The sequence below is a fragment of the Agromyces aurantiacus genome (assembly GCF_016907355.1).
GTDB classification, from domain to species: Bacteria; Actinomycetota; Actinomycetes; order Actinomycetales; family Microbacteriaceae; genus Agromyces; species Agromyces aurantiacus.
The window spans coordinates 3,134,614-3,149,818 of record NZ_JAFBBW010000001.1; the positions used below are offsets into that span (position 1 = coordinate 3,134,614).

The window sequence follows — 15,205 nt, forward strand, 5'->3', positions numbered from 1 at the left end:
CGGGTGCCGCCGCGCGCGGTCGGCGCAGCGGCATCCCACGCGCCGGGCTCCGCGCACCCATACGATGGAAGGCTGATGTCCGAGCGCGCCCCCCTGCCGATCCCCGCGATCACCTATCCGGCCGAGCTGCCGGTCAGTGGCCGTCGCGACGACATCGCGCGCGCCATCCGGGATCACCAGGTCGTGATCGTCGCCGGCGCGACGGGGTCGGGCAAGACCACGCAGCTGCCGAAGATCTGCCTCGAGCTCGGCCGCGAGTCGATCGCGCACACGCAGCCACGCCGGATCGCGGCCCGCACCATCGCGGAGCGCGTCGCCGAGGAGCTCGGCGCCGAGCTCGGCGGGCTCGTCGGCTACCAGGTGCGCTTCACCGACCAGGCGAGCGAGTCGACGCGCATCAAGGTGATGACCGATGGGATCCTCCTCAACGAGATCCACCGCGACCGCGAGCTGCGCCGGTACGACACGATCATCATCGACGAGGCGCACGAGCGCAGCCTCAACATCGACTTCCTGCTCGGGTACCTCAAGCGCCTCCTCCCCCGCCGGCCCGACCTGCGTGTGATCATCACGAGCGCGACGATCGACCCGGAGAGCTTCGCGCGCCACTTCGCGGACGGCTCGGGAGAGCCCGCCCCGATCATCGAGGTGTCGGGGCGGACCTATCCCGTCGAGATCCGGTACCGCCCGCTCGTGGCCGACGGCTCGGGCGGCGAGGGCGAGGAGGCCGACGACGAGGGCGCCGCGGCCGAGGATCGCGACGTGCAGCGCGGGATCCTCGAGGCCCTCGACGAACTGGGGCGGGAGGCGCCCGGCGACGTCCTCGTGTTCCTCTCCGGCGAGAGCGAGATCCGCGACGCCGAGGCGGCGGTGCGCGCGCACGCCGCGCGGCGCGGCGCGGCCGACGTGACCGAGGTGCTCCCGCTCTACGGCCGGCTGTCGTCGGCCGACCAGCACCGCGTGTTCGAGCCGTCGAAGGTCGCCGGGCTCCGACGCCGCGTCGTGCTCGCGACGAACGTCGCCGAGACGAGCCTCACGGTGCCCGGAATCCGGTACGTGATCGACGCGGGCACCGCCCGGATCAGCCGCTACTCGGCGCGCTCGAAGGTGCAGCGGCTGCCCATCGAGCCGATCTCGCAGGCTTCGGCGAACCAGCGTTCGGGACGATCCGGCCGCACGAGCGACGGCATCGCCATCCGCCTGTACTCGGAGGACGACTACGGGAGGCGACCCGAGTTCACCGATCCCGAGATCCTGCGCACGAACCTCGCCGCGGTCATCCTGCAGATGGCGTCGCTCGGGCTCGGCGCCGTCGAGGCGTTCCCGTTCCTCACGCCCCCGGATGCCAGGGGCATCCGCGACGGCGTCGAACTGCTCCGGGAGCTCGGCGCGATCGACGACGTGGATGCCGCGACCGGGCCGCAGCTCACGCGCGTCGGGAGGCAGCTGGCCCGCCTGCCGATCGAGCCGCGGTTCGCGCGCATGGTGCTCGAATCGAAGGCGCAGGGCGTGAGCCGCGAGGTGCTCGCGATCGTCGCCGGCCTCACGATCCAGGACCCGCGCGAGCGCCCGCTCGAGCGGCGCGAGCAGGCCGACGCGATGCACGCGCGGTTCGTCGATCCGACGAGCGACTTCCTCACCCTCCTGAACCTCTGGAACCACCTCGAGGCGCAGCAGCGCGAGCTCTCGGGCAACGCGTTCCGCCGCATGTGCCGCACCGAGTTCCTCAACTACCTGCGCGTGCGGGAGTGGCAGGACCTCTACCGCCAGCTCGTGCGGCTCGCCAAGCCCCTCGGACTGCATGTCGCGAAGGAGGCCGGCCCGCCGAACCCGGATGGCATCCACCGGTCGCTGCTCGCCGGGCTGCTCTCGCAGATCGGCATCCGCGACGACAGCCGCACCTCGACCGGGCGCGGCGGCGCGGGAGGCCAGCGCGAGGCCGAGCGGCGCGGGCGCCGGCCGCAGGCCGAGTTCGCGGGCGCGCGGAGCGCGCGGTTCGTGGTGTTCCCCGGCTCGGCCCTCGCCAAGAAGCCGCCGGCCGCGATCATGGCCGCCGAGCTCGTCGAGACGAGCCGGCTCTTCGCCCGCACGGCCGCCGCGATCGACCCGGCGTGGGCCGAGCAGGTCGCGGGTCCGCTGGCCAAGCGCAGCTACTCCGCGCCCCGATGGGAACGGCGTCAGGGCTCGGCGGTCGCCGACGAGAAGGTGCTGCTCTTCGGCGTGCCGATCGTGCCGAAGCGGCGCATCCAGCTCGCCCGTGTCGACTCGGCGCTCGCGCGCGAGCTCTTCATCCGGCACGCGCTCGTCGAGGAGGACTGGGACTGGAACCGCCTGGACAAGCGCACGTACGCGTTCATCCGGAGGAACCGGGAGCTTCGGCGCGAGCTCGGCGAGCTCGAGGAGCGCACCCGCCGACGCGACGTGCTCGCCGGCGACGAGGCCGTCGTCGCGTTCTACGAGCAGCGCGTGCCGGCCGAGGCGACGGACGCGCGCGCCTTCGAGCGATGGTGGCGGGCCGAGCAGCGCAGGCGCCCGGACCTGCTCACGATGACCACCGCCGACCTCGTCGGCGAGGACGAGGTGTCGACCGACGGCGGGTTCCCCGACCGCTGGCGGCAGGGCGACCAGACGCTGCGGCTGCGCTACCGCTTCGAGCCCGGCGCCGACGACGACGGCGTGAGCGTGCTCGTGCCGCTCGTGCTGCTCCCCCGCCTCGAGCCGAACGGCTTCGACTGGCAGGTGCCGGGCCTGCGGGACGAGCTCATCACGGCGATGCTGCGCACGCTGCCGAAGGTGCTGCGCCGGCAGGTCGTTCCCGCCGCCGAGTGGGCGGCGAAGATCTCGGCCGAGCTGCCCGACGGGCCCGAGGGCGGCCAGGCTCGCCCGCCGTTCGCCGAGACCGTCGCCGGCGTCATCAAGCGCCTCACCTACGCGCCAGTCGGCGCCGATGACTTCGACCTCGACCGGCTGCCGCCGCACCTGCGCGTCACGTTCCGCGCGGTCGACGAGCGCGGCCGCACCGTCGGCGACGACAAGGACCTCGGCGCCCTCCAGGAACGGCTCGCCGAACGCGCCGGCCGCGCGGTCGCGTCGACGTTCGTGGGCGGCTCGACGGCCGACGGGTCGGCGAAGGGGACGTCGCGGACCCCGCGCGCCGCGGAGCACGACGGTCGCGAGACGCGCCGTGCCGCGACCGCGGCGCCGGCGGCGTTCGCCGAGCAGTCGGGCGTCACGACGTGGCAGTGGGACGCGCTGCCCGAACACGTCGACACGCGCCAGGGCGGCAACGTGGTGCGCGCCTATCCGGCGCTCGTCGACGAGGGCGCGTCCGTGGCCGTGCGCCTGGTCGCGACCGCCGAGGAGCGCGATCGCGCGTCGCGTCGCGGCATCCGCCGGCTGCTCGTGCTCGCGACGCCCTCGCCGGTGGCCTACGTGCAGGAGCACCTGTCCAACCAGGAGAAGCTCGCCCTCGCCTCGAGCGCCTACGCCGGGCCCCGCGCGCTGCTCGACGACTGCCTCGCGGCCGTCGTCGACGCGGAGCTCCGGGCGCGCCACGCCGACGCGCTCGTCCGCACGCGCGCCGAGTTCGAGGCGGTGCGCGACGCCGTGTCGGCGGTCGTCATGGATCGCATGTTCGAGACCGTCGCGCTCGTCGCGCGCATCCTCGTCGCGGCGCGCGACGCCGACCGCGCCATCTCGAAGGCCTCGAGCCTGCAGCTGATGGCGGCGCTCGCCGACGCGCGCAGCCAGCTCGAGGCGCTCGTGCCGTCCGGGTTCGTCTCGGCGACGGGCCTCGAGCGGCTGCGCCACCTGCCCCGCTATGTCGAGGCGATCACGGTGCGCGTGCGCCGCATGCAGGACAACCCCGGCCGCGACCGCCAGCTCGTGACGGAGTTCGACCAGGCGCGCGCCGCCTACGAGAAGGCGGGCGGCACCATCCCGATCGATCCGGAGGCCGACCCCGCGCTCGTGCGCGTGCGGTGGATGCTCGAGGAGCTGCGGGTCGGGCTGTTCGCACAGGAGCTGCGCACCGCCGAGACCGTCTCGGTCAAGCGCGTCGTCAAGGCGCTGGCCGAGTGAGCGCGGCGAAGCGCGCCGCGTAGCCGGGCTCGAGTTCCGTGAACCGCCGCCGGTACGCCGCGCGGTCGCGCTCGGCGGCGGGGTGGGCGAGGTGGCCGGCCAGCTGCTCGAGGTGGGCGTGCCATCCGGGCCCCGTCTCGAGCCGGGTCACGCGCTCGTGCCGGAGCCGCAGGCGCGTGCGCGACCCGTCGGGCTCGAGCTGCACCGTCACGAGCGTCGGCTGCTCGCCGGCCACCGTCCACGTCGTCGTGAAGCCCCGCGGTCGCTCGCACGAGGTGACCTCGCCCTCGCAGTACACGCCGCCGTCGGGCTGCATCGCCTGCCAGTGCCCGCCGAGCCGGAACTCGCCTCGGTAGTCCGCCATCCAGCGGGCGAGTCGCTCGGGAGTCGTGATCGCGTCCCAGAGGTCGTCGGGATCGGTGTCGTAGACCTCGTCGAACTCGAGCAGGAACCCGGGCTCGTCGGGGAGGATCTCGCCGGTGACGGTCATCATGCCTCCTCACGTCGTGCGCGCGTGCCGCGCGCGACCTCGGTGTGCAGCGCGTCGAGTCGCTGCCCCCAGACTCGCCGATACCGGTCGAGCTCGGCCGAGGCGGCTTCGACGCCGGCCCGGTCGAGCGCGTAGATGCGGCGGGCGCCGTCAGCACGGACCGTCGCGAACCCCTGTTCGCGGAGGATCCGCAACTGCCGTGAGACCGCGGGCTGGGTGATCCCGAACTCCCCCGCGACCACGTCGACCACCGCACCCGCCGGCCGCTCGCCGTCGGCGAGCAGGTCGAGGATGCGGCGGCGCACCGGGTCGCCGAGGACGTCGAACGCGTGCACGGCGACATCCTATCAGTTTGGGCTTATATATGGGAGCCCTGATGCGCCGACCCATCCGTGCAGGAACGGTGCCTCTCGCCGGCGGCGGAGGCACCGTTCCTGCACGAACGCACGCGCCGTCAGAGCACCTTCGACAGGAAGGCCTGCGTGCGCTCGTGCGTCGGGTTCGCGAGCACCTCGCGTGGGTCGCCCGATTCGACGACGACGCCGCCGTCCATGAACACGAGCGTGTCGGCGACCTCCCTCGCGAAGCCCATCTCGTGCGTCACGACGATCATGGTCATCCCGCTCTTGGCGAGCCCCTTCATGACGTCGAGCACCTCGCCGACCAGCTCGGGGTCGAGGGCCGAGGTCGGCTCGTCGAAGAGCATGAGCTTCGGGTCCATCGCGAGCGCCCGCGCGATGGCGACGCGCTGCTGCTGCCCGCCGGAGAGGTGCGCGGGATAGTAGTCGGCGCGATCGGCGAGGCCGACGCGAGCCAGCAGCTCGAGGGCGCGCGCCTTCGCCTGGGCCCTCGGCACGCCCTTGACGACGACCGGCGCCTCCATGACGTTCTCGAGCGCGGTCATGTGCGGGAACAGGTTGAATCGCTGGAACACCATGCCGATGTCGCGGCGCTGCTTCGCGGCTTCCTTCGGGTGCAGCTCGTAGAGCTTCCCGCCGGACTCGCGGTAGCCCACGAGCTGCCCGTCGACCGAGAGCCGGCCGGCCGAGACGTTCTCGAGGTGGTTGATGCACCGCAGGAAGGTCGACTTGCCGGAGCCGCTCGGCCCGACCAGGCAGAGCACCTCGCCCCGCCTGACCTGGAGGGTGATGTCCTTCAGCACCTCGTGCGAGCCGAAGCTCTTCGACACGCCCTCGGCGAGCACCATGGGCGTCGCGTCGGCGCCGCCGGCGGCCGCAGGCGCGGCGGTCTCGTTCACATCGCTCATCGCGCGTCACCTCCCTGGCGGTCGGCCGCGGGCCGCCCGTCGGTCGTCGTCTCGTCGCCGGCCGCGACCGCGGGCACGGCGCCCGTCGGGACCGTACCCGCGACGGCGTCGGGGCGCGCCCCGATGCCTCGCGCGAAGCGCTTCTCGAGGAAGTGCTGGCCGACCATGAGCACCGAGGTGAAGAACAGGTACCAGATCGACGCCACGATCAGCAGTGGGATGGGGTTGAAGGTCTCGGCCGAGATGTCGCGAGTGCGCGTGTACAGCTCGAGCGTGAAGGGCACCGCGGTCACCAGCGAGGTCGTCTTCAGCATCGAGATCACCTCGTTGCCCGTCGGCGGGATGATCACGCGCATCGCCTGCGGCAGGATGACGCGGCGCATCGTCTGCGACCAGCTCATGCCGAGCGCCGTCGCGGCCTCGTCCTGGCCCTTGTCGACCGAGAGCAGGCCGGCGCGCACGATCTCGGCCATGTAGGCGGCCTCGTTGAGCGCGAGCCCGATGACCGCGAGCCAGAACGGGCCGAGCACGTCCTTCGTCTCGAACGAGATCCAGGGCTCGGTGAACGGGATGCCGATGTCGATCGTCTGGTAGATGATCGCGATGAGGCCCCAGAACACGAGCTGCACGTACACGGGCGTGCCGCGGAAGATCCAGAGGTAGAACCAGGCGATCGACTTCACGACCGGGTTCGGCGAAAGCCGCATGACGGCGAGCGCGACGCCGAGGACGATGGCGATGATCATCGACAGCACCGTGAGCTCGAGGGTCACGAGCGCGGCCTGCGAGACGCGCCGATCGAAGAGGTACTGCCCGACGACGGGCCAGTCGTAGGCCGGGCGCTGGGCCGCGTCGATGACGAAGAGCGCGAAGAGCAGCACGAGCACCACGGCGAAGAGGTTGCGCCACGGGTGCCGGAGCTTGACCGCCTTGATCGACTCGCGCCCGCCGGCGCCGGCCGGCGCCGGGGTGCCCCCCGCCGCCGGCCGGTCCGAGCCGAGTGCGGACATGATCAGCCCTGCCCGGCCGCGTTGATGGTGATCTCGTCGATGCCGCCGTCGGCGACGCCCCACGCGTCGAGGATCTCCCCGTAGGTGCCGTCGTCGACGAGCGACTGCATGGCCGCTTGGATCGCCTCGGTGAGGCCGCGGTCCTTGCCCACCGCGATGCCGTACGGCGCCACGTCGAAGGACTCGCCGGCCGCCTGCAGCTTGTCCCCGGTCTGCTGGATCGCGTAGAGGGTCACGGGCGAGTCGGCGCTGAGCGCGTCGGCCTGGCCGAGCGCCACGGCGTTGGTCGCGGCGTCCTGCGTGTCGAAGGGCACCTTCTCGATCGGGTCCTTGCCGGCCGCGACGCACGCGTCGGACTTGGCCGGGACCTCGTCGGTGTCCTCGTAGGTCGTGGCCTGCACGGCGACCTTCAGGCCGCACGCATTGTCGGGGTCGACGTCGTTGCCCTTGGCGGAGGCCCACATGATGCCGGCCTCGTAGTAGTTGACGAAGTCGACCTGCTCCTCGCGCTCGACCGTGTCGGTGAACGACGAGACGCCGATGTCGGCCTTGCCGCCCTTCACGCTCGGGATGATGTTGTCGAACTTCGCGACCTGGAACTTGACGTCGAGACCGAGCTTGGCGGCGACGGCCTCGGCGAGCTCGGCGCCCCAGCCGATGGGGTTGCCGTCGGCGTCCTTGAACTCGTTCGGCGGGTACGTCGGGTCGATGCCGACGACCAGCGTGCCGGACTCCTTGACGTCGTCGGGCAGCAGGGCGACGGCCGCATCGTCGACCGCGATCGACGCCTGCGGCGAGGTGGTGGCTCCGGTGCCGGTCGACGAGTTGTCGACGCAGCCGGTCAGCAGCAGCGCCGCGGCCGCGAGTGCGGCGGGAACGGCGACGAGTCGGGTGCGCATGGTGATGCCTCCGGGTCGGGTGAGGGTGCGCGACGGCCGGGCGGTCGTCGTCGACACCGAGAGACACTAATACAGCTGCCCGGGCTCGGCGTTCGCCGCGGTGTCGATCCGGGCCCGCGGTTTCCCCCGGGCGGCACCCGGCACCGCGGCATCCGCGTCGATAGGATCGAGCCACCGTGGGAAGCTACACCGAACTGCTCAGGACCTCGGGCGTCGCTCGCATCATCGCCGCCCAGCTCATGGCACGGTTCCCCTCGGGCATGCTCTCGCTCGCGTTCCTGCTGCACGTCGAGCAGCAGACGGGCTCGTACGGCGCAGCGGGCCTGGTGCTCGCGGCCACCTCGATCGGCCAGGCCGTCGCCGGCCCGCTCACGAGTCGGCTCATGGGCCGGTTCGGCATGCGACCGGTGCTCATCACGACCCTCGTGGTGTGCACGGCATCGGTCGTCGCGATCGGCGTGCTGCCGCTCACGGTGCCGCTCTACATGGCGGTCGGCCTGGTCTGCGGCCTCGCGACCCCGCCGGTGCAGCCCGCGGTGCGCACGATCTACCCGAAGATGGTGAACTCGCGCCAACTCACGCCGCTGTTCTCGCTCGACGCGTCGGCGCAGGAGATCATCTGGGTCGTCGGCCCGGTCGTCACGACGTTCGTGTCGACGCAGATCGGGACCGTGTGGGGCATCCTGCTCGCAGCGACGCTCATGGTCGGCGGGGGCAGCTGGTTCATCTCGTCGCCTGAGCTCGGCCGCGTGCGCATCCCGCGCTCCAAGCGGCGGTTCGGCACGGTGCTCGCGCGCCCGCCGGTGCTGCTCGCGACGGTCGTCGGGTTCCTGCTCATCGGCGCGTGCGCCGCGATCGAGGCGGGCGTGGTGGCGGCGTTCGGCCACGACGGCGCCGAGGCGGGCATCGTGCTCGCGATCTTCTCGGTCGGCAGCCTCGTGGGCGGCCTCACGCTCGGACACGTGCCGATCGGCCCGTGGTCGACCGCTCGCCGCATGTTCATCGTCTTCGCCGGCACCGCGCTCGCGGCGTTCGCGATGGACTTCTGGTGGCTCGCCCTCACCCTCTTCATCGCCGGCATCGGCATCGCCCCGGCACTCGCGGTGCTGTTCGCGATCGTGTCGGCGAGCGTGAAGTTCTCCGACACGGCCGAGGCCTACGGATGGGTGGGCACCGGCCAGCTCATCGGCGCGGCGCTCGGCTCCGCGCTCGCGGGCTTCCTCATCGACGGCTACGACGCGGTCGGCGCGTTCTGGGCCGCCGGCGTGCTCGCGTTCCTCGGCTTCGTCGTGCCCGCGCTCGCCCGACGCTGGCATCCCGACCTCCGCGGCCGCGACGCGAGCCCCATCCCCGACACCGAGCCCGTGCCCGTCACGCCCAGCTGACGGCGTCGAGGGCCCTGAGAGAAAGGCGCACGGATGTCGCATCCGCCCCTCGCCCCCATGGTCCCGCTCGCCGACGGCCGCGCCATCCCGCAGGTCGGCTACGGCATGTACAAGGTGCCGGCGGCCGACGCGACCCGGCTCGCGCTGACCGCGCTCTCGCTCGGCTACCGCCACCTCGACACCGCGGCGCTCTACGGCAACGAGGCCGAGGCCGGCGCGGCCGTGCGCGAGTGCGGCCTGCCGCGCGAGGAGGTCTTCGTCACGAGCAAGGTGTGGAACGACGACCACGGCTACGACGAGACCCTGCGAGCGTTCGACACCGCGATGGACCGGTTCGGCCTGGACCGGCTCGACCTGTACCTCATCCACTGGCCGGTGCCCTCGCGCGACCGCTACGTCGACACCTGGCGCGCGCTCGTCCGGCTCCGGGACGAGGGCCGGGTCTCGTCGATCGGCGTCTCGAACTTCCACGTGCACCATCTCGAGCGGATCATCGACGCGACCGGCGTGACCCCCGTCGTCAACCAGGTGGAACTGCATCCGTGGCTGCCGCAGCGCGAGCTGCGCGCGGCGCACGAGCGGCTCGGCATCCGCACCGAGGCGTGGTCGCCGCTCGCGCGAGGCCGCCTGCTCGGCGACCCGGTGCTCGAGCCGATCGCCGCGAAGCACGGCAGGTCGGTCGCGCAGGTCGTGCTGGCCTGGCACGTGCGCCAGGGCACGATCGTGATCCCGAAGGCCTCGAGCCCCGAGCGGATCGCCGAGAACCTCGACGTGTTCTCGTTCGAGCTCGACGAGGCGGATGTCGCGGCCATCGCCACGCTCGAGACCGGGGAGCGCACGGGCCGCGACCCCGACACCGACTGACTCGGCGCGGGGCGGGTCCGTCAGGTCGCCACGTTATGCGGATATACGATCCGGCGCGCCGCGCTCGCACCGCGACCGGCGGCGCGCCGGATCGTATATCCGCGAAACGGGACGGAGGGGACGGGCCGCACGGCCGGCGTCCCGGCCGACCGCAACCGGATCGTGACCGGACTCGCGGCGGGCGCCCAGACATCCGCTCCCGCCGCCGCAGTACCGTGACCGCATGACCCGCCGACGCGCCCACCTCGCCGCGGCCGCCGCCGCGACCCTCGCCCTGCTCCTCTCCGGCTGCAGCATGGGCTCCGGCTCGTCCTCCGGGGGCGACAGCGTCGCCCCGCAACCCGACGTCGGCGTCGAGGCGCCCGACCAGGGGGTCGCGGGCGGCGAGGGCCTGGTGCCCGAGGAATCCGTCGACGAGGGCCGCAGCGTCATCACGACGGGCTGGCTGACGCTGACCGTCGACGACCCGATCGCCTCGGCCTCGGAGGCGGTCTCGATCGTGGACCGCGCGGGCGGCCGGATCGACAGCCGGAGCGAGACGCCCGGCACCGACACCCAGCAGGCGCGGGCCACGCTCGTGGTGCGCATCCCGTCCGAGGACTTCGACGCCGTGCTCGGCGACCTGCGCGAGCTGGGCGACGTCGACTCGGTACAGCTCGACGCGTCCGACGTGACGCAGCAGCGCGAGGACCTCGACGCGCGCATCGGCGCGCTGCAGGCCTCGGTCGACCGACTGCTCGCCCTGCTCCAGCAGGCGAGCACGACCGAGGACCTCATCGCGATCGAGTCGGCGCTCTCGTCGCGCCAGGCCGAGCTCGACAGCCTGACCGCGCAGCGCGACCTCCTCGTCGACCAGGTCGAGTACTCGACGCTCACGGTGGAGCTCCTCTCCGAGGGCATCGCGCCCGAGGCCGGTCCCGACGACTTCTGGAGCGGCGTGGCGGCCGGATGGGACGCACTCGTCGCCTTCGCCTCGGGCCTGCTCGTCGTGGTCGGCGTGCTGCTGCCCTGGCTCGCGGTGCTGCTCGTGATCGCCGCGATCGTCGCGGTCATCGTGATCCTCGCCACGCGCCGTCGGCACCACGTGGGCCCGGATCGGCCCGAGGACGATCCCGGCCGCCCCACCCACCCCGGCGGCCACGGCCCGGCGTAGGCTGGGCCGCGTGAGCACGCCCAGCACGGATACCCTGCTCGACGACGACCTCCTCGCGCGCGTGCGCGGCCGCGCGGCCGACTACGACGCCCGCAACGCCTTCTTCGCCGAGGACCTCGAGGAACTCGGCGAGCGCGGGTACCTGCGCGCACTGGTGCCCATCGAACTCGGCGGGCTCGGCTGGGACCTCGTCGACATGGTGCGCGCCCAGATGCGCCTCGCAAGCGCCGCTCCCGCGACCGCGCTCGGCGTGAACATGCACCTCGTCTGGACGGGCGTCGCGCGGCTCCTGCACGACCGCGGCGACGACTCCCTCGACTTCCTGCTGCGCGAGGCGGCCGCTGGCGAGGTCTTCGCGTTCGGGATCAGCGAGGCGGGCAACGACCTCATGCTGTTCGGCTCCGGCACGGTCGCCGACCCGCAGCCCGACGGCAGCGTGCGCTACACCGGGCGCAAGATCTTCACCTCGCTCTCACCGGCGTGGACGCGGCTCGGCGTGCACGGCCTCGACACGCGCTCCGCCGACGGGCCGAAGCTCGTGTACGGCTTCATCGACCGCGAGGACCCCGACGTGCGCACGCTCGACGACTGGGACACGATCGGCATGCGGGCTACGCAGAGCCGCACGACCGTCCTGGACGGCGCGGCCGCGTCGGCCGACCGCATCGTGCGGCGCCTCGAGCCCGGGCCGAACCCCGACCCGTTCGTGTTCGCGATCTTCGCGTGCTTCGAGCTGTTCCTGAGTTCGGTGTACGCCGGCCTCGCGCAGCGCGCGATCGAGCTCGCCGTCGATGCGGCGCGCTCGCGCACGTCGAAGAAGACCGGCCGGCCCCGTTCGGAGGATCCCGACGTGCGGCGGCGCATCGCCGAGGCCGCGCTCGCGCTCGACGGCGTCGCGCCGCAGCTCACCTCGCTCGCGCGCGACGTCGTCGAGGGCGTCGACCACGGCGCGTTCTGGTTCGCGAAGCTCTCGGGCGTGAAGGTGCGCACCGTCGAGACCGCGCGCGAGGTCGTCGACCGCGCGGTGCGCGTCGCCGGCGGTGCGAGCTACTTCGCGGGTCATGAACTGGGCCGCCTGCAGCGCGACGTGCTCGCGGGCGTGTTCCATCCGTCGAGCGAGGATGCCGCCCTGTCGACGATCGCGAACGCGTGGCTCGGACCGGTCGCCGACTGACGCCGGCCGATCGATAGACTGGCGCCGCGGCGCGTGCCGCACGTCCGAAGGAGTTCGCCGTGAGCCTGTTCCCGTTCCTGATCGCCATGGGCCTCTTCCTGTTCGGCCTCTGGCTGATGAGCGTCGCCGACGTGGTGGCCGGATTCGAGGCGCTCGTGTTCTTCGGCGGCATCCTGTGCGCCGCGCTGGCCCTCGCGATCCCGATCAACGTGCTCGGGCGGCGCGAGTCCGGTATCTGATGGCGCTGCCCGCCATCGACACCGTCGTCACCTTCCCGGTCGGCGAGCTCATCGCGAGCGCGACGGTCGTGCATGTCGCGCCGTTCGGCGAGGGCCTCGCGGTCATCGCCGACCGTACGAGCATCCACCCTGTGGACCGCGCGTGGCCCGACCAGCCGGCCGATCCGGGCGTGCTGCGCGTCGACGGCCGCGAGGTCGCGATCCGCGACGCGCTCGTCGCGGCGACCGACGGCACCGAGCTGCACATCGGCGACATCCCCGTCCGCCCGGGCACCGACGGGTGGACCTTCGTCGTCGCGCACGTCGTCGACGGCGATGCCGAGGTCGCCGAGGGCGACGAGATCGAGCTCGAGGCCGACGGCGAGGCGCGCCGCGCCCTCTCGATCGGCCACACGGCCTGCCACGCGGCCGCCCTCGCCCTGAACCGCGCCCTCGCCGGCCGCTGGTCGAAGGCCGCCCGCGAGGATGCGCTGGGTTCGCCCGACTTCGACGGCATCGCGATCGCGACCTCGCGCATCCACGCCATGGGCTCGGTCGACCGCTACCGGCTCAACAAGTCGCTCCGTCGCGCCGGCTTCGACGCGACCGGGCTCGGCGACGAGCTCGACGCGCTCGCGGCCTCCGTCGACGCGACGCTCGCCGAGTGGGTCGCCGCCGACGCGCGCGTCCGCGTCGAGCGCGTGGGCGAGCACCTGAGCGACCGGCGCACCTGGGTGTGCGAGCTGCCCGAGGGCTCGGCACGCATCCCGTGCGGCGGCACGCACGCCGGTTCGCTCGGCGAGCTCGGCGCCGTGCACGTGGCGTTCGAGCTCGGCGACGACGCCGGCACGCCGGTGCTCACGATGACCACCACCGCGCAGCCCGGCGCCGCCTGAGCGTTCCTCGGCGGCGAGGTCGGCGTGCGGGGTTAGCATGTCGGGCGTGGGTATTCGCATCGAGAAGGTCGATCTGCCCGGGATCGGCTTCCGCCACGACCTCGTGACCGAGGGCGGGCGGCGCATCAGCGTGGTGTCGCACCGGGACGGCGAGCGCGACCTCGGGGTCTTCGACGAGGACGACCCCGACGCGTGCCGCGACTCCATCCCCCTGAACGACGACGAGGCCGCGGCGCTCGCCGACGTGCTCGGCGCCTCCGTGATGATGTCGCGCCTCACGAGCCTCTCCGATGAGACCGCGGGCCTGTACACCGAGCAGATCGCCCTGCCGACCGATTCGCCCTACCTCAACCGCCCGCTCGGCGACACCAAGGCCCGCACCCGCACGCACGCGTCGGTCGTCGCCATCGTCCGCGACGGCCAGGTGATCCCGTCGCCCACGCCCGCCGACGTGCTGCGGGCCGGCGACGTGATCGTCGCGGTCGGCACGCGCGAGGGCCTCGACGGCGTCGCCAACCTGCTCGCGCACGGACCCGACTGAGTCCGGGCCCGGGATGCACGAGACGACGCTGCTCCTCATCGAGGTCGGCGCGCTGCTCTTCGCCATGAGCCTGCTCGGGCGCCTCGCGATCCGCTTCGGAATCTCCCCCATCCCGTTCTACCTGGTCCTCGGGCTCGCCTTCGGCGACGGCGGCCTGCTGCCCCTCCAGGCGAGCGAGGAGTTCCTCGCGACCGCATCCGAGATCGGGATCATCCTGCTGCTCGCGCTGCTCGGGCTCGAGTACACCGCGCCCGAGCTGTTCTCGAGCCTGCTCACCTCGCGACGGGCGGGCATCGTCGACGCCGTGCTCAACGCCATTCCCGGCGCCGCGCTGGCGCTCCTGCTCGGCTGGGGCCCGGTCGCCGCCGTGGCGCTCGCCGGCGTCACCTGGGTCTCCTCCTCGGGCGTCATCGCGAAGCTGCTGCGCGACCTCGGCCGGCTCTCGAACCGCGAGACGCCGTCGGTGCTCGCGGTGCTGGTGATCGAGGACCTCGCCATGGCGTTCTACCTGCCGGTGCTCTCGGCGATCGTCGTCGGCGTGAGCCTCCTGCAGGGCGCGCTCGCGGTCGCCGTCGCGGTGGGAGTCGTCGCGCTCATCCTGTTCGTCGCGCTCCGGCACGGGCACGTCATCTCACGGCTGTTCCCCGCCGAGCACGCCGAGCCGCTGCTGCTCGGGGTGCTCGGCCTCGTGATGCTCGTGGCGGGTCTCGCCCAGGAGGTCAGCGTCTCGGCCGCGGTCGGGGCGTTCCTCGTCGGCATCGCCCTGTCGGGCCGCGTCGCCGCGAACGCCAGCGCCGTGCTCACTCCGCTGCGCGACCTGTTCGCGGCGACCTTCTTCGTGTTCTTCGGCCTCACGACCGACTCGGCCGCCCTGCTCTCGATGCTGCTGCCGGCGTCGCTGCTCGCACTCGTCACGATCCTGACCAAGCTCGTCTCCGGCGGGTACGCGGCGCGCATGGCCGGCGTCGGCACCCTCGGGCAGTGGCGCGCCGGCCTCGTGCTGGCCCCGCGCGGCGAGTTCTCGATCGTCATCGCGGGGCTCGCGGTCGGCGCCGGCGTCGAGCCGGCGCTCGCACCGCTCGCCACGGCCTACGTGCTCATCACGATCCTCGCGGGCACGTTCCTCTCGCGCCTCCCGGATGCCGCGTGGTTCCGCTCGGCGGTGCGCCGCCGTCGCCCGGCGCCCGGCACGGCCGGGGGCGCCGGCCTCACCGGCGCGCGCCCGTGA

At 73.0% G+C, this 15,205-nt stretch carries 14 protein-coding genes; 9 read left to right on the forward strand and 5 right to left on the reverse strand.

What is annotated here, in order from left to right; all coding sequences use genetic code 11:
- Positions 1–75: 75 nt before the first annotated feature.
- Positions 76–4,080 carry an ATP-dependent RNA helicase HrpA gene (gene hrpA, locus JOD46_RS14780; RefSeq protein WP_204395265.1) on the forward strand — a complete coding sequence of 1,335 codons (4,005 nt, stop codon included), beginning with the start codon at positions 76–78 and terminating at the stop codon, positions 4,078–4,080.
- Here hrpA and JOD46_RS14785 read toward each other — a convergent pair.
- The 5 genes from JOD46_RS14785 to JOD46_RS14805 all read right to left on the reverse strand — a co-directional run bounded on the left by JOD46_RS14785 (position 4,061) and on the right by JOD46_RS14805 (position 7,803).
- Positions 4,061–4,570, reverse strand: coding sequence for an SRPBCC domain-containing protein (locus JOD46_RS14785; protein ID WP_204395266.1), 510 nt, complete (start codon positions 4,568–4,570; stop codon positions 4,061–4,063). The genes hrpA and JOD46_RS14785 overlap by 20 nt on opposite strands.
- Positions 4,570–4,905, reverse strand: coding sequence for an ArsR/SmtB family transcription factor (locus tag JOD46_RS14790; RefSeq protein WP_204395267.1), 336 nt, complete (start codon positions 4,903–4,905; stop codon positions 4,570–4,572). Before JOD46_RS14790 ends, JOD46_RS14785 begins: the two co-directional genes overlap by 1 nt.
- Positions 4,906–5,024: 119 nt before the next feature.
- Complete coding sequence (locus JOD46_RS14795; protein WP_204396715.1) at positions 5,025–5,777, reverse strand: amino acid ABC transporter ATP-binding protein; 753 nt, start codon at positions 5,775–5,777, stop codon at positions 5,025–5,027.
- A 56-nt stretch (positions 5,778–5,833) separates the two neighbouring features.
- Positions 5,834–6,847, reverse strand: a complete 1,014-nt coding sequence (locus JOD46_RS14800) for an amino acid ABC transporter permease (protein ID WP_204395268.1) — start codon at positions 6,845–6,847, stop codon at positions 5,834–5,836.
- Between the two features lie 2 nt (positions 6,848–6,849).
- A complete protein-coding gene (locus tag JOD46_RS14805; protein WP_307835058.1) occupies positions 6,850–7,803 on the reverse strand; it encodes an ABC transporter substrate-binding protein in 954 nt (317 codons plus the stop codon).
- A gap of 119 nt (positions 7,804–7,922) precedes the next feature.
- On the opposite strand from JOD46_RS14805, the gene JOD46_RS14810 reads away from it, so the two are divergent.
- The 8 genes from JOD46_RS14810 to JOD46_RS14845 all read left to right on the forward strand — a co-directional run bounded on the left by JOD46_RS14810 (position 7,923) and on the right by JOD46_RS14845 (position 15,205).
- Positions 7,923–9,131: an MFS transporter gene (locus JOD46_RS14810; RefSeq protein WP_204395269.1), complete on the forward strand. Its 1,209-nt coding sequence runs from the start codon at positions 7,923–7,925 to the stop codon at positions 9,129–9,131.
- 33 nt (positions 9,132–9,164) lie between these two features.
- Positions 9,165–9,995, forward strand: a complete 831-nt coding sequence (locus JOD46_RS14815) for an aldo/keto reductase (RefSeq protein ID WP_204395270.1) — start codon at positions 9,165–9,167, stop codon at positions 9,993–9,995.
- 223 nt (positions 9,996–10,218) lie between these two features.
- Positions 10,219–11,148 carry a DUF4349 domain-containing protein gene (locus tag JOD46_RS14820; protein ID WP_204395271.1) on the forward strand — a complete coding sequence of 310 codons (930 nt, stop codon included), beginning with the start codon at positions 10,219–10,221 and terminating at the stop codon, positions 11,146–11,148.
- A 10-nt stretch (positions 11,149–11,158) separates the two neighbouring features.
- The gene (locus JOD46_RS14825; RefSeq protein WP_204395272.1) at positions 11,159–12,322 is read left to right on the forward strand and encodes an acyl-CoA dehydrogenase family protein; all 1,164 of its coding nucleotides are present in this window, start codon (positions 11,159–11,161) and stop codon (positions 12,320–12,322) included.
- Between the two features lie 59 nt (positions 12,323–12,381).
- On the forward strand, positions 12,382–12,561 hold the full coding sequence (locus JOD46_RS14830) for a hypothetical protein (RefSeq protein WP_204395273.1): 180 nt from the start codon (positions 12,382–12,384) through the stop codon (positions 12,559–12,561).
- Positions 12,561–13,436 carry an alanyl-tRNA editing protein gene (locus JOD46_RS14835; RefSeq protein ID WP_204395274.1) on the forward strand — a complete coding sequence of 292 codons (876 nt, stop codon included), beginning with the start codon at positions 12,561–12,563 and terminating at the stop codon, positions 13,434–13,436. The genes JOD46_RS14830 and JOD46_RS14835 overlap by 1 nt, the downstream gene beginning before the upstream one ends.
- A 46-nt stretch (positions 13,437–13,482) precedes the next feature.
- Positions 13,483–13,977 (forward strand): cation:proton antiporter regulatory subunit, encoded by a 495-nt coding sequence (locus tag JOD46_RS14840; protein WP_307835059.1) that lies wholly within the window; start codon positions 13,483–13,485, stop codon positions 13,975–13,977.
- 13 nt (positions 13,978–13,990) lie between these two features.
- On the forward strand, positions 13,991–15,205 hold the full coding sequence (locus tag JOD46_RS14845; protein WP_204395276.1) for a cation:proton antiporter: 1,215 nt from the start codon (positions 13,991–13,993) through the stop codon (positions 15,203–15,205).